This is a genomic window from Ruegeria sp. BB10, assembly GCF_056535725.1.
Genome location: NZ_JBQFIW010000005.1, coordinates 1 through 3,896, shown reverse-complemented (window position 1 = coordinate 3,896; position 3,896 = coordinate 1). Strand labels below are relative to the sequence as shown.

Sequence of the window (3,896 nt, the reverse complement as noted above, 5' to 3'; positions counted from 1 at the left end):
GAAAAGTTAATCTATCAATTAATTCAAATCTGTTCGGACGCGGAGGAGGCGTATGGACGACACTGGCATTGCCCAGAAACTGGTTGAGGTTTTGCACCGCCCTGACGGTGATCTGAGAAACGCCCGGTTCACACCATCGGCATCAGCGCCACCGGGTTTTTCAAGCCTTCACCGATTGCCAAGAACCATCGCGGATCATTTCGAGTGAGAAATCCAAGGTCATCGTCCGGTTCTCGAACGGTTCCGGCAGTGCAACGGTGCGCGACGGCTGGTCGGACGTACGGGGGATGGCGACGCGTTTCACCTCTCGGACGGCACGGATACCGATCTTATCGCGATGACCCTGCCCGAGTTCTTCTCGCCCACGCCCGGATTTCCTCGACTTCGCTCTGGCGGCCAAGCCGAAACCCTACAAGGGTGAATCGCCGTGGCGGAAAATCCTCAATCTGTTGAATCTGACAGCTGCCAGCGCGATCCTTATCCCGGAGCCATCAGCCCGGACGAAGGAGCCATCGAGTTTGCGGACCGGAATGCACATGCTCAACGGCGTGTTGCAGGCCGCCACCATCGGCGCGCCGGTGAGCTATGTGCGTGCGGCCTATCACGCCGTCCACACCTAATACCTGCGCCCGACAACACGCGCCGATGGGTGCGCTTTAGCTGGCAGCCGATTGCAGCGTTCTCAGGACCGATCCCAATCTGCCGCCGGTCGACGATTATCTGAAACAGGAGCTCGAGGACCGCCTTGCCGCCGAACCTGCGCGGTTTTGATGATGATGATGGTGCGAGGTCGGCGATGATTTCAACAACTCGTCGCCCTTGGCCGCCGCACCGGCAGCGGGTGATGATGGGGACGCTGACGCTTGATGATGTGCCCAAGGATCAGGAGGCGCAAAGCGAAAACTCAGCTTCAACCCGGGCCTGTTGACCGAAGGCATCGAAGCCTCGGACGATCCCGTGCTGCATATACGCAGAAGTCTACGAGCTTTCAGCGAGCAGCGTGGCGCCACACCTGCCCTTTTCGGGGAGTTAAGACCATGACTAGCCAGGACAGTTGGTTCAATATGTCAACAGCCTGCCCGACCGAATGGTTCAATTTCCTGTCCCGCTATGTGGTGGTGCCCATTGGGCCTGGAAAGAGCCCAAGCCCAAGCTGCCGGGCCAAGGCCGTCGCCTCAGCCCAGCGAGAATTCCAGCGCATGATGAACCTGATCATGCCGCTCAAGGATCCCTCTCCGGCGGGCCGCGCGGGCAACGCTGGCCATCGCCCAGAATGTGGATGAGATCTTTGCTGGCCTCGACAATGGGCACGGTCCACTTCGCGCGGTTCTGCTGATCGACAACCATATCTGCATGATTTCGGTCTACGATGGCGATTTCAGCAACTACATCCGCGATTTCATCACCACGATCGGCAGCGTCTTCGATGATGTGATGTCGCTGGTCGAGGCGGCGAGGCGCTGATGCCCACAACACAACGTCGAAGAGTTCATCGACTGGGTGCAAGATCATGACCTGTTTCAGGCGCCGGATTTCCGACGGACCTGTTTGGATTGCAGGACGCGGCCAAGGGCCTGCCGCCCAAGCCGCCGCATATGCTGGTCGCTGCCGCGCGACTGATCCTGCAACTGCATGCAAACCCCAACATTTCGCTGGGTGGGGGCTATCGCGCGTATCCTGGCGTGTCGGCCGCACAGGTGCGCAGTAAATTCGGAGTGGGCTGGTGACCAAAGCGTTCAATCTTGCCGATATTCAGGGCAACATCCTGCGGGATACCGCCGCAACCGTGCGGCACCTCGTCCTTGAGGTCGCGGACCGCGCGCTGCGCGGCGGTTCTGTCTGCATCGGTCGATGGCAACAGCACCGATGTGCCCGCGATCACGCGGGACACGACCTGGCGTGAAAAGCCGCCGGTCTGCTTCAACATCGGCATAACTTTCGAAGGGCTGCGGGCACTGGGCACCCCGCCGAGCATCTTGAGACCTTCCGACCGAGTTCGCTCAGGGCATGGCCAAACGCGCGATTAAAATCGGTGACTTCGGGACAGCGCGCCGGAACACTGGCCGGCCCGTTTGACAAACCTGAACGCACATCATCGCCTCGATCCATGCGGACACCGAAGAACCGCTCGATCAGGTCGAGGCTCAGGTGGCCAAGGCCTTTACCGTTCTGGGGGTGCGCAAGGCGCAACCTGCCAGAGGGCAAGGTGTTTTTCGGCTATGTCGACGGCATCTCGCAGCCGCGATTCAAACATGTCATCGACCCCGATCAGGTGGGCGTGGATGAGCCCATAGATCCGCTCGGCACCGCCCTTCTGGGCTATCCCACCCGGCAAGAGGGCGTCCTGTTCCGCGTGCCGACACCGCATGAGCTGGGCTTTAACGGATCCTTCAACGCCTTCCGGGTGCTGGCGCAGGATGTGGTCGGGTTCGAAGCCTATCTCGATCAGGCCGCCCCAGTTGATGACCCATCCTGACGTGAATCAGCTTGCGGACCGGACAATCTGGATCGGATCGGCGAAGGCTGACATGCACGGCGCCCTGCGCGAGGTCGTGGCGGCACAAATGGGGCGCTGGCGCAACGGGTGCCATACGAATTGTCGCCGGACGCGCAATTCCCCGACCCGCCCGTGTCCCTGACCAATTTCAACTACTGGCACGGCTCACGCTGCCCGGCGGGCTCTCACCTGCGGCGCGGCAACCCGCGTGGCGGCCGGATCGTCCAGCGCATCGCAAACTACACGCGGCGGCTGGTGCGGCGCGGCATGTCCTATGGCCCGGATTTCGACCCCGGAACCCCGACGACCAGGAACGCGGGCTGCTCGGCAGCTTATCGGGCCAATATCGGCGCGCAGTTCGAGGCGGTCATGTGCGACTGGATCAATCTCGGCTTGCATGATCCGACGATCACCGGCGCAAACGACCCGCTGCTTGGGGCAAACACGCCCGAGACCAGCTGGTTCGACATGTCGCTGCCCGACGGCAAAACGATCCGCCTGCGCGGTTTCCCGCGTCTGATCAAGGCACGCGGCGGGCCTACACGTTCCTGCCCAGCATCGCCGCCATCAAATACCTGTCGGAACTGACCGATTGAGCGCGTCCGGCCGCACGCGTCAGGCCAGTTCCGCCAGCGCCGCGTCGATGCGTGCAAGCATCGGCGACTGCCCGGCGGTTTCGACAATCAGACGCGCGTCGGTCAGGTGCTGCACGGCCAGCGGTTTTTCTTCTTGGCCTTGTAGAGAAGGCCCATGATCATGTCGCAGCGGGCAATGTAATGGCCTTGGTGTCGAATTGCGGGTTCTTGCGCACACGCTCGATCAGGGAAATCAGCCGTTTCTCACCAGTCAGCATCACCCGGATGATCGTCCGAAGGTTCCTGAGCAGAACACCGATGGACCCGCCGCCCTCACCCGTGAGAATGGCCAGATGCATTTCACACAGAAACAGCCGGCCCAGTCGGCGGCAACCTGCGTTCCCTCTTCGTCGCGCCTCCGGATCACGTCCTCGATCTGACGCAACCCTTCCGCGATCTGCCCGTTCATGGCGTAGGCCACGCCCAACATCGTCTCGGGCCCCGCCGTGAACAGGGCCCAACCCTTGGCGCTGCACTCGTCCACATGCCGTTGAACGGTCTCGAGCGCGCCTGGCTTCTCCAGCGGCACCAGCGAGCCAACCCGCGCCGCCTCGGCGATTGCCAGCTCAAACTCGACCCGCGAGGCGTTGCGCGCCTCTTCGGCCATCCTGAGCGCAAGCTCGTGGTCGTCCGTCACCATCGCGATCAGGCCTTCATCGCGGTGCCAGCCCTGCGCGCGGGTCGTTCTTGGACGTGCCGAGGGCGATCATCTGGTCTGCGGTTTCATGCGCCTTGGCAACCCGCCCTCGGGTCAGTTCGTTCCA

At 62.0% G+C, this 3,896-nt stretch carries 8 protein-coding genes; 6 read left to right on the top strand and 2 right to left on the bottom strand.

Annotation, left to right across the window (positions count from 1 at the left end):
* Window positions 1-52 precede the first annotated feature (52 nt).
* The 4 genes from ACR3EP_RS21810 to ACR3EP_RS21795 all read left to right on the top strand — a co-directional run bounded on the left by ACR3EP_RS21810 (window position 53) and on the right by ACR3EP_RS21795 (window position 1,464).
* Entirely contained in the window at window positions 53-208 is a 156-nt protein-coding gene (locus tag ACR3EP_RS21810) for a hypothetical protein (RefSeq protein ID WP_480639448.1), read from the top strand.
* A gap of 537 nt (window positions 209-745) precedes the next feature.
* Window positions 746-928: a hypothetical protein gene (locus ACR3EP_RS21805; RefSeq protein WP_480639447.1), complete on the top strand. Its 183-nt coding sequence runs from the start codon at window positions 746-748 to the stop codon at window positions 926-928.
* Between the two features lie 109 nt (window positions 929-1,037).
* Window positions 1,038-1,283 carry a hypothetical protein gene (locus tag ACR3EP_RS21800; RefSeq protein WP_480639446.1) on the top strand — a complete coding sequence of 82 codons (246 nt, stop codon included), beginning with the start codon at window positions 1,038-1,040 and terminating at the stop codon, window positions 1,281-1,283.
* On the top strand, window positions 1,276-1,464 hold the full coding sequence (locus tag ACR3EP_RS21795; protein ID WP_480639445.1) for a hypothetical protein: 189 nt from the start codon (window positions 1,276-1,278) through the stop codon (window positions 1,462-1,464). The genes ACR3EP_RS21800 and ACR3EP_RS21795 overlap by 8 nt, the downstream gene beginning before the upstream one ends.
* A gap of 199 nt (window positions 1,465-1,663) precedes the next feature.
* Here the strand turns inward: ACR3EP_RS21795 and ACR3EP_RS21790 are convergent, their stop codons facing one another.
* Entirely contained in the window at window positions 1,664-1,927 is a 264-nt protein-coding gene (locus ACR3EP_RS21790) for a hypothetical protein (RefSeq protein WP_480639444.1), read from the bottom strand.
* 279 nt (window positions 1,928-2,206) lie between these two features.
* Here ACR3EP_RS21790 and ACR3EP_RS21785 point away from each other — a divergent pair, with 279 nt between their 5' ends.
* Window positions 2,207-2,476 carry a hypothetical protein gene (locus ACR3EP_RS21785; protein WP_480639443.1) on the top strand — a complete coding sequence of 90 codons (270 nt, stop codon included), beginning with the start codon at window positions 2,207-2,209 and terminating at the stop codon, window positions 2,474-2,476.
* A 108-nt stretch (window positions 2,477-2,584) separates the two neighbouring features.
* Window positions 2,585-3,085 (top strand): hypothetical protein, encoded by a 501-nt coding sequence (locus ACR3EP_RS21780; protein WP_480639442.1) that lies wholly within the window; start codon window positions 2,585-2,587, stop codon window positions 3,083-3,085.
* A gap of 264 nt (window positions 3,086-3,349) precedes the next feature.
* On the opposite strand, the gene ACR3EP_RS21775 is transcribed toward ACR3EP_RS21780, so the two are convergent.
* A complete protein-coding gene (locus ACR3EP_RS21775; protein WP_480639441.1) occupies window positions 3,350-3,769 on the bottom strand; it encodes a hypothetical protein in 420 nt (139 codons plus the stop codon).
* Window positions 3,770-3,896: the final 127 nt, after the last annotated feature.

What these genes read in the sequence shown, in the direction of transcription:
- ACR3EP_RS21800 (WP_480639446.1), top strand. Translation starts at nt 1,038, where the DNA reads ATGACTAGCCAGGACAGTTGGTTCAATATGTCAACAGCCTGCCCGACC.
- ACR3EP_RS21810 (WP_480639448.1), top strand. Translation starts at nt 53, where the DNA reads ATGGACGACACTGGCATTGCCCAGAAACTGGTTGAGGTTTTGCACCGC.
- ACR3EP_RS21790 (WP_480639444.1), bottom strand. Translation starts at nt 1,927, where the DNA reads ATGTTGAAGCAGACCGGCGGCTTTTCACGCCAGGTCGTGTCCCGCGTG.